This is a genomic window from Rhodoferax sp. WC2427 (genome assembly GCF_040822085.1).
Classification (GTDB): domain Bacteria; phylum Pseudomonadota; class Gammaproteobacteria; order Burkholderiales; family Burkholderiaceae_C; genus Rhodoferax_B.
This window is the reverse complement of record NZ_CP162006.1, coordinates 3,686,523-3,701,122: the sequence shown is the minus strand read 5'-3', so window position 1 is coordinate 3,701,122 and position 14,600 is coordinate 3,686,523. Positions and strand designations below refer to the sequence as shown.

Below are 14,600 nucleotides of genomic sequence, written 5' to 3'. Positions count from 1 at the left end.
CGGTGGCGCGGGGATTTTCAGGTGCCCGATTTTCCGCGGGCCAGACGGGGGCCGGATGCCCGTGGCGCTGCGGGCTGCTGTGCCCGGTGAAACGCCCCCACCGCCGCAATCACCCCCACCAGCAGCAGCGTGATGCCGCAGGCCTCGGGCAGGCTGGGCCAGCGCTGGCGGGCGATCAGGCCGAAGGTGGTGGCGAAGATGGTTTCCGTCACGATGAGTTGCCCCGCCAGGCCGATGGGCAGGCGCCGGGTGGCGATGGACCAGGCCCAGGATGCGCCGATCGAGCCCAGCACGGCCAGCGCCAGGGCCGAGGTGAACAAAGGTGCGGCGGTAGCCCAGGCCAGGCCGATGCGCGGCACGTGGAACAAATCCAGCGACAGGCCCAGCGGGACGAAAGCTGCCACCTCGAAGCTGCCGCCCAGCATCATCATGCCGGTCCAGGTGAGCGCGCCCATGTGCGGGCGTTTGCGCAGCGCCGCCTGGTTGCTGATGCCAAACAGCGTCCACAGCGCCACCGCGGCGATGGAAAAACCGATCCCCAGCAGCGTGTGCCCCAGGGGGTTGACACTGGGGTGGGTGAGCCCATCGGCGTTGACCAGCAGCAAGCCCGCCAGGGCCAGCGCCAGGGGTGGCACCAGGCTGCGCCAGGCAATGCGGTCGGGCCCGAAGTTGCCGATGACGGCCAGCACCACCGGCACCGTGGCCACAAAGGCCGGGGGGATGATGGGCCCGGCGTAGATCACGGCGGCGGCGATGGTCAAAAAATACCCCACATAGCCAATCAGGCCTAGCCAGGCCGCGACCAGCCAGTCCATGGCGGTCAGCCCGCGCAGCTGGCGGGGCGCGGCCAGCAGGATGCCCAGGGCCAACACGCCCGAGATCAGGAACCGGCCCACCGCCAGGTCGTAGATGGAATAGGGGCCGATCACATAAGGCGCAATAAAGCCCAGCGACCACGCAAACGCGGCAAATATGGCGGCCGCCACGCCCAGCATCAGCTGTTTCCCCATCCCCGGCTCCCGGTTGTGTAAGGCGCAAGGCTAGGCGTTCAGGGTGCGGCTACTTTCTATGCGGCACCACAAACTTGCCTGTAACCGACACAGGCTCACACCAGCCCCAGATCGCGTGGCGTGACCCCGGCAAACACCTGCTCCAGTTGTTTGCTGTTCAGCCCAAATTGGCGGGAAAACAGCCCGGCCAGCACGGCGCGGTACTCGTTGAGCACCGGGTAGTCGCGGTTCTGGAACAGGGTGGCTTGCTCCACGCGCACCTGCTCGCCCGCCACCTGGGCGTTGCGCAGGCCGCCGCCCAGCACCCAGTAGACCGAGCCGTGGCCGTGGTCGGTGCCGCGGTTGCCGTTTTGCCGGAAGGTGCGGCCAAATTCGCTGGCCACCACCACGGTGGTGTTGCGCCAGGCGGCAGGGCCCATCTCTTGCGCAAAGGTGGCCAGGCCGCGGCCCAGCTCTTCCAGGCGCGAGGCCAGGTAGCCGCTGGCACCGCCCTGGTTGACGTGGGTGTCCCAGCCGCCCACGTCCACAAAGCCCAGGTTGTAGCGCTCTTTCATCAGGCGGGCGATGCGCTGGGCTTCCAGCTCGAAGCCTTTGGCGTTGATCGCGCCGCGGCTGGCGGCCTGCATCTCGGTGCTGAGTTCGCGGGCGACCTCGTCGCGCACGGCAAAGCCGTCGGTGACGCGGCTGGACAAGTCGCTGTCTTTGTACATGGCGGCAATGATGGCCGTCTGCCGCGCGTCCACCGCTGGTTTGGCAATCGATTTGAGCGCGGTGTTGGGCACCTGTACGCTGCCCTGCATCACCAGCGGCAGGCTGTCGGTGAAAGCCATGGGCTCAGCCCCGTTGATGACCGCGGCCAGGCGGTTCATGAAGCCGGAGCGGTAGTTCTTCTGGCCCGTCAGCGGCTGGCCCAGCTCGATGCTGTCCTGCGTCTCGAAGTGGCTGCGCGACACGTCGTCGGTGCCCGCGAAAGGGATGAAGCTGGCCTCGCCCTTTTGCCACAGCGGGTACACCGTGTCGCGCAGCGCCGGGTGCAGGCCCCAGTCGGCGTTCAGTGCAATGGCGGTGTTCAGGTCGGCACCGGGGCGGGGCACGGCGATGTCGGGGCGCGACGCGTAGTAGAAGTCGCTGGAGGTCGGCACCAGCAGATTGGCCGCGTCGTAGGCCCCGCGCAGAAAGACAAACAGCAAACGGGACTGGGCTGCGGGTGCGGCGAACAGCTGCCCCGCGCTGAGCAAAGGCAGGGCAGACAGCGACTGGAGCAGGTGGCGGCGTTGCATGGAGCGTCCTTAAGGTGAAACAACTTTCATGGCTTGGAGTGCGTTGCACCCGAGTCCATGAAAGTTAGCGGTGCATGAGTTCAGGCGACGACAGAAGGAAGCTGTTCCATTCCTGCGCCGAGGTGGCCTGGGCCAGGGCTTGCTGGGTATTCGGCCCCAAGGTCTGGCCCAGTGCGCGGTAGTACAGGGCGTTGGCCAGTTGGGGAAAAGCGGGTTTTTCCAGCGGCTGCGGGCCGTCGGTCTTGAACAGCCCGGCGTTGCCCGAGCCGATGGCCTTGGCAATTTCAAACCGCGTGGCCATCTGGCCCGGGCTGGACCATGCTGCTGCGTCCAGCGCGTAGCCGTCTGGGGTTTGGCGGCCATACAGGGGCTGGCCCATGCGGTTGAGCCAGTTCAGCATGGGGCCGACGTTGAGGATGGGTTTGTCGTCGTAAGCCAGGCGCACGGCCGACACGACATAGTGCACGGGATCTTTGAACTTCTGCCCCGCGCCCTGCGCGTACTCGGTGGACGACAGCAGGGTTTGCAAGGTGGCGGCAATGTCGCCGTCGCTCTTCAGAAAGCTTTGCGCCATGCGCTCCACCAGCGCGGGCGGTGGGTTGTCGCTGAGCCAGTACTGGGCCAGCTTGCGGCTGATGAAGTGGGCGGTGGCCGGGTGCCGGGCCAGCCGGTCCAGGGCTTCGTCCAGCTCGGCCAGGCCCCGGCTGCGGATGGGCTGGCCCAGCAGGGTTTTGGGGCCGTAGTCGTGCCGGTTCGGGTTGAACTCAAACAGGCCTTTGCGTACGTAGTCGGCTTGCAGCTCTTTGCGGACCTGGGGGTTGTCGGGTCCGAGGTTCACGCCCACTCCGGTGAGCACGCGGGCCATCTCTTGCACGTCCTGCTGGGTGTAGCCTGCGCCCAGGCCCAGGGTGTGCAGTTCCATCAGCTCGCGGGCGTAGTTTTCGTTGATACGGTTGGCGGCGTTTTGCGCATTGTCCAGGTAGCGCAGCATGGCCGAATGGTGGGCTACCGCACCCAGCAGGGTACGGAACTTGCCCAGGGCGTGCGGGCGCAGGGCGGTGTCTTCGTAGTCGCCCACCAGGGCGCGCAGATCGCTCTTGTACTGGTGTACGTTGAAGTGGTTCAGCCAGAACCAGGTCATTTGCTCCTGCACCTGGTTGCTGGAGTACAGCGCGCGCAGCAGGTGCCGGGTGGCGGCCTCGCGGCCCAGGCGGTTCAGCGCCTGCTGGTAGGCCTGCTGGGCGGCCTTTTTGTCGGCATCCACGGCGAATGTGGCGTTGGCCTCCAGCCGGAGTTTTTCCATGTCTTGCGCCAAGGCCACCACCGGGGTCTGGCTGATGGCCAAGGCATCGATCTGCTGCTGCACCGCCACGGGCAGGGTGGCCGGGCCGGGGTGCAGCTGCTGGGCCAGGTAAGGGCCCAGGCCCAGGCGTTCGGCCTGGTCCAGCGTGGCGCCGGTGGCTCCCCAGGTCAGGCGGTTGCTGAGCTGGTAGGCGGCCACGGGGCCGGGGCGGTTGGCTGCAGGGGGCGGTGTGGCGCAGGCACCCAGCAGGGCACACAGCAGGAGGACCGTGGGGGTGCGGATCATGGAGCGCTTCCTTTTTTGTGCAACGGTCGCCACGGGCTGGGCGATGACCAACTTTACTTGGCGGGTTCCGGGGCGGGCTCGTCAAAGCCCAGGCGGATCAGCTCGCCGTTCTCGGGCGGGTCGGAGTAGGTCCAGTCGTCCAGCGCGTCGCGCATCACGCTGGACGGCGGCGCGAAGGGGGCCACCGGTACCCCCTTGAGGGCGCGGCCCATGTAGTCGATCCAGATGGGCAAGGATACGCTGCTGCCGGATTCGCGGCCCATGCTGCGCGGCTTGTCGTAGCCGGTCCACACCACGGCCACCAGGCCGGGCTGGAAACCGGCAAACCAGGCATCTACCGAGTCGTTGGTGGTGCCGGTTTTGCCGTACAGGTCGGGGCGCTTGAGCGTGGCTTGCGCCTTCGCGGCGGTGCCGCTGCTGGTCACGGTTTGCAGCAGGCTGCTGGTGATGAACAGGTTGCGCTCGGGGACGGTGGGCTCCATATCTGCCAGCACCGGGGGCGGCGGGGCTTCGAACAGCACCTTGCCCTGCGCGTCGGTGATGCGCTCGATCACCACCGGCGGCAGCACGTGGCCGCCATTGGCAAATACGCCATAGGCCGAGGCCAGTTGCAGTGGTGTGGTGCTGCCCGCGCCCAGCGCCAGGGTCAGGTTATCGGGCTGTTTGTCGATGTCAAAACCAAACCGGGCCGCCCATTCGCGTGCGGGCTGCACGCCCAGCATCTGCACCAGCCGCACGCTGACCAGGTTGCGTGACTTGGCCAGGGCGGTGCGCAGCGGGATGGCCCCGAGGAACTGGCCGTCGTCGTTCTGCGGGCTCCAGCCCGGGCCACCGTTCACCCCGGGCAAGTCCAGCGGGCCATCGTTGACCACGGTGGACGGCATCACGCCCTTGTCGATGGCGGCCGAGTACAAAAACGGCTTGAAGCTGGAGCCCGGCTGCCGCCAGCCCTGGGTAACGTGGTTGAACTGCTGGTCGGAAAAGTCAAAGCCACCCACCAGTGCCCGCACCCGGCCCGTGTTCGGGGTCAGCGCCACCAGGGCGCTTTGCACCTCGGGCCACTGCGAAATCGCCCAGCCGGTTTTGCCCCCCAGGTCTTGCACGCGGATGATGGCCCCGCGCTTGATGGCCAATGGCGCAATGGCCTTGGGACCTAGGGCGGCCTGGGCCCAGCGTAGGCCCTCTCCCTTGAGCTGCAGCGTCTCGCCGGTGGCCAGGCGGGCTACCACGGCCTGCGGGCTGGCCAGCAGCACGATGGCCACGCGCAGGTCTTCGTCATCGCTGTAGTCTTTCAGGGCCAGGGCGGCGGCGGCATCTTCTTCTGCGGCATCGTTGGGCAGTTCTTCAAATTCTTCAGGTCCGCGGTAGGGCAGCTTGCGGTCAAACGCCAGCACGCCGCGGCGCAGGGCGGCGTAGGCGGCCTGCTGGTCGGTGGAAACCAGCGCGGTGGTGACTTTGAAACCCTGCGAATAGGCGTCCTGGCCGTAGCGCTCAAACACCACCTGGCGGGCCATTTCGGCCACATATTCGGCGTGTACCGGCACCTGCAGCGGCGATCGGATCACCAGTTTTTGCGCCATGGCGGTGGCGAATTGGGCCTCGGTGATGGCCTCCACGGTGCGCATGCGGCCCAGCACCAGCTGCTGGCGGCGGGTGGCGCGCTCCAGGTTGGTGATGGGGTTGGCGTACGCCGGGTTCTGCGGCAGCCCGGCCAGCATGGCCATTTCGGCAATCGACAACTGGTCCAGCGGCTTGCCAAAGTACACCTGCGCCGCCGCACCAAAGCCGTAGGCGCGGTGGCCCAGGTAGATCTGGTTCATGTAGAGCTCCAGAATCTGGTCCTTGGTGAGCGATTTCTCGATCTTCAGCGCCAGCATGGCCTCCTTGAGCTTGCGCTCGGCCGTCTTGCGGTTGCTCAGGAAAAAGTTGCGCGCCACCTGCTGGGTGATGGTAGAGGCGCCCTGGCGGCGGCCCCCGGTCAGGTTGGACACCACCGCCCGCAGCACGCCAATGGGGTCGATGCCGCTGTGCTCGCGAAAGCGTGCGTCTTCAATGGCCAGTACCGCGTCCTGCATCAGCTTGGGGATCTGGTCGATGGGCAGGAAGGCGCGCCGCTCGGCGCCAAATTGCGCAATCTCCACCCCGTCGCTGGTGTAGACCTGCATGGCCTGCTGGGGCTGGTAGCGGGTCACCTTGTCCAGATCGGGCAGGCTGGGGTAGTACCAGGCCGCCGCGATGGCGATGAGCAGGCCGCCCACCAGGCCCAGGCCCAGGCCGACCCACAGGATCGCCATCAAAACGCTGCCGGATTGGCGGTGGGGGGAAGGGGGAAAAGAGGTGTGTAGGGTCATGGAACCTGTGGCGCGCAGCACCCGATCGGGGCGCTGGCTGGGGAATGGGGAAGGCGGTCAAATTATGGACCAGATGCCAAAAGGCTTGTCCGCGCAGCTTAAAGGCGGGTTGTGAAGAGAGTGTGAAGTTGATTTGCTATTTAATTAGTAGCTGCTTACGCTGATTGGATAAGCGCAGGGTGCCTAAAAGACTTGTAACTGCTTCACAGCACCGGCCGCAGCGCCTCCGCCACTTCGCGCAGGATCGGCAGCAACTTGGCCACCATTTGCCCGCCGGGGTACATCTGGCGCTGCACAGTGACGCTCAGGGCGTACTGGCAGCGGCCTTTGCGGTCTTTCAGGGCCACGGCCAGGCCGCTGAGGCCGAAGTCGAGGTACTGGTCGGCGTGCCAGTAGTCCACCGAGCGGGCGGCCACCACACTGGCGCGGAAGGCGGTGGGGTCGATCACCGTCGAGCCGGTGAAGCCCGCAAAGTCATGCTCGGCGATCCAGGCATCCAGGGCTGCGTCGTCCAGGGTCGACAACAAAATGAAGCCCTGCGCCACCACGTGGGCGGGCAGGCGCGCACCGGGCGGGTGGCCGATGGAGATGATGCGCGAAGAATTGCTGCGCGCCAGGTAGACCACTTCGTGGCCGTCCAGCGAGCCTACGTTGAAGGTCTCGCCGCACTGGAGGGACGCCCGCTGGATGTAGGGCTGCACCAGCCGCGGAATGCGCGCACCGTCCAGAAAGGCCTGGCCCAGGCGCAGCACGCGGGGCAGCAGCCAGTAGTGCTTGCCGTCGGTGGCCGCGTAGCCAAAATGCACCAGGCTGAGCAGGTAGCGGCGGGCGGCGGTGCGCGTCAGTCCGGTATGCGCGCCCGCCTCGGTGGCGGTCATGCGGGGGCGGTCGTCTGAAAACGCCTCGATCACCCGCAGGCCTTTGCCCAGGCCTTCAATGAGCAGTTTGCGGTCGATGCTGGGGGGCTCAGTCATGCGGGGTACGGGGTGTGTCGGCAAGGCGGATGGAGGGGCGATGGCATGGCAAAAACGGTGCTGCAGATGGCGTATGCCCTGGCCGCCAGGGCCTAGGACTTACCCGAAGTTTGATCGCACAGTGTACGACTGCGATCGATCATCGACCGCTTCTGGGGGAAACGGTATGGTGCTTACCCCCGCCCATCGCTACATTTTCATTGCGGCCCACCCAAAGCCGTGAGGCCGCAACACCGATGGCAACGTAGACCCGGTGGTTCGGTATGTTCAGTACCCGGTTTGGTCTTGCATTCCTTTTTTGCAGACGGCCGATCACACAACAAAGGAGACAAGCATGGCAAATACCCTGCATGGCGCAGCGCACCACAAGGAGCAGTCCCGCAAGGCCACGGCCAGCGGCTGGATCGGCTCGGCGCTGGAGTACTACGACTTTTTTATCTACGCCACCGCGGCGGCGTTGATCTTTCCGCAGATTTTCTTCCCCAAGGGCGACCCCAAGACGGCCATCATCGCGTCGTTGGCCACCTATGGCGTGGGCTATGTGGCGCGGCCCATCGGCGCGTTTTTCCTGGGCCACTGGGGCGACACCCAGGGCCGCAAGAAGGTGCTGATCCTGTGCATGTTCCTGATGGGCTTTTCGACCGTGGCCGTGGGCCTGCTGCCCACCTATGACCAGGTCGGCCTGTGGGCCCCCGCGCTGCTGGTGGTGCTGCGCCTGATCCAGGGCTTTGCGGTGGCCGGCGAGATCTCCGGGGCCAGCTCGATGATTCTGGAGCACGCCCCTTTCGGGCGGCGCGGCTTCTTCGCCAGCTTCACCCTGCAAGGCGTGCAGGCCGGGCAGATTTTGGCGGCCGCCGTGTTCCTGCCCCTGGCGCATTTCATGCCCGCCGAGCAGTTCAACAGCTGGGGCTGGCGCATTCCGTTCATCTTGAGCTTTTTGGTCATCGTGGCGGGCTACATCATCCGCCGTGAAGTCGACGAAACCCCGGCCTTCACCGAAGAAACCATCGAAGGCCATGTGCCCAAGGCTCCGTTTGTGCAGGCCGTGACCGAGAGCTGGCGCGACATGCTGCGGGTGATGTGCTGCTCGCTGATGAACGTGATCCCGGTGGTCACCACCATCTTCGGCGCAGCCTACGCGGTGCAGCCCGGCTACGGCATCGGCTTCGAGAAAGACATCTACCTGTGGATTCCCGTGCTGGGCAATATCGTCGCGGTGCTGGTGATCCCGTTTGTGGGCAATCTGTCGGACAAGATCGGCCGCAAGCCGCCCATCATCATTGGCTCCGTTGTTTCGGGCCTGCTGTCCTTCGTCTACCTGTACGCCATCAGCATCCACAGCGTACCGCTGGCGATTTGCATGTCGATTCTGATGTGGGGTGTCGTGTACCAGGGCTACAACGCCATTTTCCCCAGCTTCTACCCTGAAATGTTCCCCACCCGCACCCGGGTCTCGGGCATGGCCATCTCGCAGAACCTGGGCACGCTAGTCACCGCCATGCTGCCAGCGCTGTTCACCTATGTGGCACCTCCCGGCGCGATGGATATCCCCTTCACCGTGGGCTGCATCACCCTGGGTGTCACGGTGGTGGCTGCCATCGCAGCCTTTACCGCCCGCGAAACCTACCGCATCCACATGGTGGATCTGGGCAACCCCAACGCCGTGCCGGTGCCCAAGCGTGCCTACGACGAAGCGCGCGAAAAGCTGATGGCAGCGTCGTAAAAGCTAACACCCCAGGGGCGGTGCTCCTGGGGTTTTTTTGTAGCGAGATGAATAGGGGTCAGATTCCAATTAAATTAATTGGAATCTGACCCCTATTTTTTCTGCGGGCAGGCCTGGGCGGCCCGCAGGCAAAATGCCCCCATGACAACCCAAAAAACCCTGCTGCTGGTCGACGGCTCCAGCTACCTGTACCGTGCCTTTTTTGCCGGTGGTGAAACCATGAGCACCACCTTGCCCGATGGCACGGTGCAAAAAACCGGTGCCATCCGCATCATCATCAACATGATGAACAGCCTGCGCAAAGAGGTGCGGGCCGACTACGCGGTGTGCGTGTTCGACGCCAAAGGCCCCACCTTCCGTGACGAGTGGTATCCCGCCTACAAGGCCACCCGCAGCCCCATGCCCGATGACCTGCGCACGCAGATCGAGCCGGTGCACGAGGTCATCCGCCTGATGGGCTGGCCGGTGGTGGCCGTGCCGGGGGTGGAGGCCGACGACGTGATCGGCACGCTGGCCCGGCTGGCTGGCGACCAGGGCATTGAGGTGGTGGTGTCCAGTGGCGACAAGGACCTGAGCCAACTGGTCAACCAACACGTGACCATCATCGACACCATGAACGGCAAGCGCCGCGACGTGGCCGGGGTGACCGAGGAATTCGGCGTACCCCCCAGCCTGATGGTTGACTACCAGACCCTGGTGGGCGACACCGTGGACAACGTGCCCGGCGTGCCCAAGGTCGGCCCCAAAACCGCCGCCAAGTGGCTGATGGAATACGGCAGCCTGGACGCGCTGATGGAGCGCGCCACCGAGATCAAGGGCGTGGCCGGGGAAAACCTGCGCAACGCGGTGGACTGGCTGCCGCAGGGCCGCCGCCTGGTCACCATCAAGACCGACTGCGAGCTGTCGGGCTACATCGACGGCCTGCCTGCTATGGATTCAATAGCTTATACCGCCCAAGATACGGACTCTTTGAAGGCTTTTTACGAAAAGTTTGGCTTCAAGGGCCTGGCCCGCAACCTGGACAGCGCCGCCGCCGCAGAACCTGCCCCCACGGCGGAGAAGACGCCCAAGGCCAAGCCGTCCGAGCCCGGCCTGTTCGACGAACCTGGCGCTGCCACCCCTGTCGCGCCCGCACGCACCCCGGGCTTTGAAACCATCCTGACCTGGGAGGCCTTCGACGCCTGGCTGGCCACGCTGCAAACCGCCGAGCTGGTGGCGCTGGACACCGAGACCAACTCCATCGACGAGATGGTGGCCGAGATTGTCGGCATCAGCGTGTGCGTGACCCCGGGCGAGGCCGCCTACATCCCGGTCGGCCATAACTACCCCGACGCGCCCACCCAGTTGCCGCGTGACGAGGTGCTGGCCCGGCTCAAGCCCTGGCTGGAAAACCCGGCCATGTTGAAACTGGGCCAGAACATCAAATACGACCGCCATGTGTTCGCCAACCACGGCATCGAAGTGCAGGGCTACGCCCACGACACCATGCTGCAAAGCTATGTGCTGGAAGTGCACAAGCCCCACGGCCTGAGCAGCCTGGCCGAGCGCCACCTGGGCCGCAGCGGCATCAGCTTTGAAGACCTGTGCGGCAAGGGCGTGCACCAGCTCACCATCAACCAGGTGGATGTGGAAAAAGCCTCGGAGTACGCCTGCGAAGACGCCGACATGACCCTGGCGGTGCACCGCGTGCTCTGGCCGCAGCTGCAGGCGGTGCCCGCCCTGGCCTTCATCTACCAGCTGGAGATCGACAGCAGCGAGGCGCTCTACCGCATCGAACGCAACGGCGTGCTGATCGACGCGGCCACCCTGGCCAGCCAGAGCCACGCCCTGGGCCAGCGCATCGTGCAACTGGAAAACGAGGCCTACGAGATTGCGGGCCAGCCCTTCAACCTCAGCAGCCCCAAGCAGCTGGGCGAAATCTTCTTCGACAAACTGGGCATGCCGGTGGTCAAGAAAACCGCCACCGGCGCGCGCAGCACCGACGAAGAGGTGCTGGAAAAGCTGGCCGAGGACTACCCCCTGCCCGCCAAGCTGCTGGAGCACCGCAGCCTGTCCAAGCTCAAAGGCACCTACACCGACAAGCTGGCCCTGCTGATCCTGCCGCGCAGCGGCCGCGTGCACACCCACTACGCCCAGGCCGTGGCCGTCACCGGGCGGCTCAGCAGCAACGACCCCAACTTGCAAAACATCCCCGTGCGCACCCCCGAGGGCCGCCGCGTGCGCGAGGCCTTTGTGGCCGCACCCGGCAACGTGATCGCCAGCGCCGACTACTCGCAGATCGAGCTGCGCATCATGGCCCACATCAGTGGCGACGCCGCCCTGCTGCGCGCCTTTACCGACGGGCTGGACGTGCACCGCGCCACGGCGGCCGAGGTGTTTGGTGTCACGGTGGAGCAGGTCACCAGCGAGCAGCGCCGCTACGCCAAGGTGATCAACTTTGGCCTGATCTACGGCATGAGCGCCTACGGCCTGGCCAAGAACCTGGGCATCGACAACACCGCCGCCAAGAACTACATCGCCCGCTACTTCGACCGCTACCCGGGTGTCAAAACCTACATGGAAGACACCCGCGCACTGGCCAAGCAGCAGGGCTACGTGGAAACCGTGTTTGGCCGGCGCCTGCAACTGGCCAACATCCAGAGCGCCAAGGGCGCGGTGCTGGCGGGCCTGGAGCGCGCCGCCATCAACGCCCCCATGCAGGGCACGGCCGCCGACCTGATCAAGCTCAGCATGGTGGCGGTGCAAAAGGCGCTGGATTCCGAGCAGCGCGCCACCAAGATGATCATGCAGGTGCACGATGAACTGGTGTTTGAAGTGCCCGAGGCCGAGGTGGACTGGGTCCGGGTCGAGATCCCGCGGCTGATGGCCGGTGTGGCCGCGCTCAAAGTGCCGCTATTGGCCGAAGTGGGCGTGGGCCCCAACTGGGACAAAGCCCACTGAGGCGCATCGCTTGCTACTGAATGAGTAGCTGCTTACGCTGATGGAATAAGCGCTAGCGGCCTAAAAGGCTTAAATCCTCGGAGCGGGGGCGGGTGCCTAAAGTCGGCTCACTTCAAACTGCTGGCGCCCGGCGTTCTTGGCCCGGTACAGCGCGCTGTCGGCGGCGTCCACCAGGGTGTCGGCCTTGCGGTCGGCGTGCGGCACGGTGTGGGCGATGCCGATGCTCAGCGTCACATGGTCGGCGGTGGGGGAGCCCGCGTGCGGAATGCGCTCCTGGCCCAGCGCGTCCATGCAGTGCTGGGCGACCATGCGGGCGTGGTCCTGGTCGGTGCCGGGCAGCAGCAGCACAAATTCTTCGCCGCCGTAGCGCGCCACCAGCTCACCCGCGCGGCGCACGCAGGTGGTCAGCAGCTGGGCCACGCGGCGCAGGCAGGCATCGCCCGCCAGATGGCCGTAGTGGTCGTTGTAGAGCTTGAAGTGGTCGATGTCGATCATCAGCAGGGCCAGTGGCTCCTGCTGGCGGGCACCGCGCAGCCATTCGGTGGCCAGCACCGCGTCAAAATGCCGCCGGTTGCCGATGCCGGTCAGCCCGTCGGTGGCCGACAGCTGGGCCAGGCGATGGTTGGCCTGCTCCAGCGCCTGGCGTTGCAGCACCATTTCGGTGATGTCCAGCCGCACCGCCACGATGTAGCCCGACGGCGTACGCGACTCGTAGGCGTGCATCCACACGCCGATGGGGTAGGAGCGCACCTCGGGCATGGCGCGGTTGCCGCGCGCGGCCAGGTGGGTCGCCATCCACTCATCTTCGCGGCCCATGGCCTCCTGCGGAAAGCCCTGGCGCAGGCCGATGCGCACCAGGGCCTCGTGGGTCAGGCCCCGGCCTTCCTCCAGCGTGAACCAAGGGCGCATCTCGCCCATCTTGCGGTTGAAATACACCAGGCGGTCGTGCGCGTCGTACAGCTCGATGCCAATGGGCATGGCCTCCAGCGCCTCCGACAGCTGCGACTGGGCTGCATGCGCCTCTTGCCGCGCCCGTTCCAGTGCCCGTTCCTTGCGCACGGTGTCGGTAATCTCGGCCCGCAGCACCACGGTGCTGCCATCCGGCAAGCGGCGCTGGCTGATGCGCATCCAGCGGTCTTGGGGCAGTTCCTGGACCTGCACCGGTACCGTTAGGCGAAAGGCGGCCAGCCGCTGCTGGATCCAGGCCTCCTGGCCTTCGGATTCGGGCATTTCCCCGAGCGCAACGGTGTGGCGCAGAACGGCTTCAAAAGACACGCCCGGCAGCATGAAAGGCGCTGACTGGGGGTACAGGGCGCGGGTGCGTGCGCTCACCAGCAGCAGGCGCTCCTGTGCGTCAAACAGGGCAAAGGTGCTGTTGTCGGGCAGGACGTCCAGCGCGGCTTCCAGCGCTTGCTCGGCGCTTATGCCCAGCACCGGCGTGGCCTCGGGGACGGCAGCGCTGCGCATGCACCCTGCCAGGGCCACCCAGCCCGCCACCAGCGCCATTTGCACCACCACCACCGGCCAGGCCAGCGGCAGCCAGGCCAATACAACCTGCGCCGCGACCAAAGCCGCTACAGCAACCAGCGGTGGCCATGCGCCAGCGCGCAAAACCGAAAAACGAAACATGGCGTGTGCCCAGAGTGTGTAAACGCAAGTAACAAAGCATAGCAGCGACTACCTGTACAGGGCTGGAAAATTGGCCTGCAGGTGCGCAAAAACGCAGGCTTTACGGTCTCGCGGCCAGGCAACAGGCCAGAGCCGTAACCTGGCTGCCGGGTGGTGAATTCAGGATTAAATAGGGCTCTAGCGCTTATGGAATAAGCGTGAGAAGCTACTGAAAATGTAGCAAACTCAGTTTTCCACAAACAGCGCCGGGTCCACCATGGCCCGGTTCAGGCTGATCGACCAGTGCAGGTGCGGCCCGGTCACCCGGCCCGTGGCCCCCACGGCCCCCAGGCGCTGGCCGGCCTGCAGCACGTCGCCCACCTGCACCGCAATGGTGCTCAGGTGGCAAAACATGCCCAGCAGGCCGCCGCCATGGTCCAGCCAGACGGTGTTGCCGTTGAAGAAGTAGTCGCCGGTGTCGATGACCCGGCCCGGCAGCGGTGCCACCACCGGCGTGCCCGTGGCGGCGGCGATGTCCATGCCGCTGTGCGGGTTGCGTGCCTGGCCGTTGAACACCCGGCGCAGCCCGAACGAACTGGAGCGCCGCCCCGGCACCGGGACCCGCATGCGCAGACCGTAGGGTGGTGGTTCGCTGAACGTGGCCACCACGGTTTGCAGGTGGGCGTGCTCGCGGTTGTAGCGGGCCTCGTCCTCGGGCGACAAATCCACCGTGCCGGGGGCCACCTTCAGCCGCTGCTCGCGGTACTGTTTGGGCCCCACCGTGTAGGGCACCGGGCGGGTGCCGCCATCGGACTGCAGGTCGATGTGGGCCGGGCCCAGCGCCGCCGCCAGCGGGATGCCGACGATGGCCGTCCACTCGATCGCATCGCCCAGTACCAGCAGGGGCAGTTCGTTGGCAAACGCCACGGGCCGCACCGCCGCAGGCCCCAGCGACAGCCGCGCCACGCCGCCGGGCACCTGCAGCTCGTGCGGCCACACGGCGGGGGCTTGCGGGGCGGCATGCAGGCGGTTGGCGAGCAGGCCCAGGGTGGCGAGCAGGGTGGTGCGGCGGGTCGGCAGTGGCATGGGGATAACGGTCGAGAAAGTGGTTCCACAGTATCGCTCC

Annotated in this window: 9 protein-coding genes; 2 read left to right on the top strand and 7 right to left on the bottom strand. The window is 66.0% G+C overall.

The genetic code is table 11. The features are described from left to right. Positions 1 to 17 precede the first annotated feature (17 nt). The 5 genes from AB3G31_RS17195 to AB3G31_RS17175 all read right to left on the bottom strand — a co-directional run bounded on the left by AB3G31_RS17195 (position 18) and on the right by AB3G31_RS17175 (position 7,203). Positions 18 to 1,010 (bottom strand): DMT family transporter, encoded by a 993-nt coding sequence (locus tag AB3G31_RS17195; protein WP_367847290.1) that lies wholly within the window; start codon positions 1,008 to 1,010, stop codon positions 18 to 20. Between the two features lie 95 nt (positions 1,011 to 1,105). Continuing rightward, entirely contained in the window at positions 1,106 to 2,290 is a 1,185-nt protein-coding gene (locus AB3G31_RS17190; protein ID WP_367847289.1) for a DUF1501 domain-containing protein, read from the bottom strand. A gap of 64 nt (positions 2,291 to 2,354) precedes the next feature. Further along, the gene (locus AB3G31_RS17185; RefSeq protein ID WP_367847288.1) at positions 2,355 to 3,878 is read right to left on the bottom strand and encodes a DUF1800 domain-containing protein; all 1,524 of its coding nucleotides are present in this window, start codon (positions 3,876 to 3,878) and stop codon (positions 2,355 to 2,357) included. A gap of 53 nt (positions 3,879 to 3,931) precedes the next feature. Beyond that, positions 3,932 to 6,229, bottom strand: coding sequence for a penicillin-binding protein 1A (locus AB3G31_RS17180; protein WP_367847287.1), 2,298 nt, complete (start codon positions 6,227 to 6,229; stop codon positions 3,932 to 3,934). 203 nt (positions 6,230 to 6,432) lie between these two features. Continuing rightward, positions 6,433 to 7,203, bottom strand: a complete 771-nt coding sequence (locus tag AB3G31_RS17175) for an IclR family transcriptional regulator C-terminal domain-containing protein (RefSeq protein ID WP_367847286.1) — start codon at positions 7,201 to 7,203, stop codon at positions 6,433 to 6,435. A gap of 334 nt (positions 7,204 to 7,537) precedes the next feature. Here AB3G31_RS17175 and AB3G31_RS17170 point away from each other — a divergent pair, with 334 nt between their 5' ends. Both AB3G31_RS17170 and polA read left to right on the top strand, forming a co-directional pair. Next, a complete protein-coding gene (locus AB3G31_RS17170; RefSeq protein ID WP_367847285.1) occupies positions 7,538 to 8,926 on the top strand; it encodes an MFS transporter in 1,389 nt (462 codons plus the stop codon). 141 nt (positions 8,927 to 9,067) lie between these two features. Then, positions 9,068 to 11,866, top strand: a complete 2,799-nt coding sequence (polA, locus tag AB3G31_RS17165) for a DNA polymerase I (RefSeq protein WP_367847284.1) — start codon at positions 9,068 to 9,070, stop codon at positions 11,864 to 11,866. Positions 11,867 to 11,962: 96 nt separating this feature from the next. Here polA and AB3G31_RS17160 read toward each other — a convergent pair whose 3' ends face one another. Continuing rightward, a complete protein-coding gene (locus AB3G31_RS17160) occupies positions 11,963 to 13,495 on the bottom strand; it encodes a diguanylate cyclase (RefSeq protein WP_367847283.1) in 1,533 nt (510 codons plus the stop codon). 225 nt (positions 13,496 to 13,720) lie between these two features. Continuing rightward, entirely contained in the window at positions 13,721 to 14,560 is an 840-nt protein-coding gene (locus tag AB3G31_RS17155) for a peptidoglycan DD-metalloendopeptidase family protein (RefSeq protein WP_367847282.1), read from the bottom strand. Positions 14,561 to 14,600 lie beyond the last annotated feature (40 nt).

Excerpts from the sequence above, each read along its gene's own strand:
- AB3G31_RS17195 (WP_367847290.1), bottom strand. The coding sequence starts at position 1,010 with ATGGGGAAACAGCTGATGCTGGGCGTGGCGGCCGCCATATTTGCCGCG.
- AB3G31_RS17190 (WP_367847289.1), bottom strand. The coding sequence starts at position 2,290 with ATGCAACGCCGCCACCTGCTCCAGTCGCTGTCTGCCCTGCCTTTGCTC.
- AB3G31_RS17185 (WP_367847288.1), bottom strand. The coding sequence starts at position 3,878 with ATGATCCGCACCCCCACGGTCCTCCTGCTGTGTGCCCTGCTGGGTGCC.
- AB3G31_RS17180 (WP_367847287.1), bottom strand. The coding sequence starts at position 6,229 with ATGACCCTACACACCTCTTTTCCCCCTTCCCCCCACCGCCAATCCGGC.
- AB3G31_RS17175 (WP_367847286.1), bottom strand. The coding sequence starts at position 7,203 with ATGACTGAGCCCCCCAGCATCGACCGCAAACTGCTCATTGAAGGCCTG.
- AB3G31_RS17170 (WP_367847285.1), top strand. The coding sequence starts at position 7,538 with ATGGCAAATACCCTGCATGGCGCAGCGCACCACAAGGAGCAGTCCCGC.
- polA (WP_367847284.1), top strand. The coding sequence starts at position 9,068 with ATGACAACCCAAAAAACCCTGCTGCTGGTCGACGGCTCCAGCTACCTG.
- AB3G31_RS17160 (WP_367847283.1), bottom strand. The coding sequence starts at position 13,495 with ATGTTTCGTTTTTCGGTTTTGCGCGCTGGCGCATGGCCACCGCTGGTT.
- AB3G31_RS17155 (WP_367847282.1), bottom strand. The coding sequence starts at position 14,560 with ATGCCACTGCCGACCCGCCGCACCACCCTGCTCGCCACCCTGGGCCTG.